Annotated in this window: 1 protein-coding gene and 1 pseudogene; both read right to left on the bottom strand. The window is 47.1% G+C overall.

The features are described 5' to 3' along the window. Nucleotides 1-280: pseudogene (locus JCM11969_RS16805) on the bottom strand (relaxase/mobilization nuclease domain-containing protein); the annotation flags it as partial. Then, nucleotides 262-615: a plasmid mobilization protein gene (locus JCM11969_RS16800; protein ID WP_068226452.1), complete on the bottom strand. Its 354-nt coding sequence runs from the start codon at nucleotides 613-615 to the stop codon at nucleotides 262-264. The pseudogene JCM11969_RS16805 and the gene JCM11969_RS16800, both read right to left, overlap by 19 nt. Nucleotides 616-781: the final 166 nt, after the last annotated feature.

The raw sequence follows: 781 nt of genomic DNA, 5'->3' as shown, positions 1-781 counted from the left end.
GTTGATTGGGATAGGCTTTGGCATAAACTTCTTTGGCAACGGCTAAAACCGTTGTCTGATCATGAGGATCTTGCGGATTAAATTCCAACGGGCTAAAGGCAATCCGGCTGGCATACGCTTGGGTTTTACCAGGATTGCCATAGACGGCCCGCACTTGTTTAAATTCGCTTTTAGCGTACTGAATATCTAAATTGAGGCCATCTTTTTTGATGGCTCGTTTTTCAGCGTAATTGACTAACCTAGATGCACTGGTGGAACGTTTTACGTGAGTTGTTGCCATACGCGGTGCACCTCGTTTTGTAAATTCTTTAATGCCTGGGGATCGATTTGACCACCTTGATTAGCATGATGGGCCAGTTGATTAAGATTACCGCCAATTTTAGCTAACTGATGAGTGATGTTCTGGGCATCTTGGGCAGCAATCTTAGGGGCAACTAAGCGCGCCCCCTGGGCCTTCTTTTTGACAAAAGCCGGCACGGACAGATTTAAAGTTTGCGCGGAACGCGCCAGCTTTAAATAGTCCGGTTCACTCACCCGAAAATTAATTTGTTTGCTAGCCTGACGATGAACCTGAGTCGTCTTTTTTGTGCTAGCCAGATTTTGTGGTTCGTTCACAAGTCCCACCTCCGTTGCCCTGCGGGCAAAGTTATTCGATTATCAAAAGTCGGATCAGCCGACGGCTGATGACCTCCTAATGATAATCGAATAACAGAGGATTGGCAATCAACCCGCATGCTAGCCACAAGACTACGTTTGTGGCAGCTGCGGTGCTTGCAAGGGG

The sequence above is a fragment of the Secundilactobacillus paracollinoides DSM 15502 = JCM 11969 genome, assembly GCF_001311135.1.
GTDB lineage: Bacteria > Bacillota > Bacilli > Lactobacillales > Lactobacillaceae > Secundilactobacillus > Secundilactobacillus paracollinoides.
This window is presented reverse-complemented; position numbering and strand designations above follow the sequence as displayed.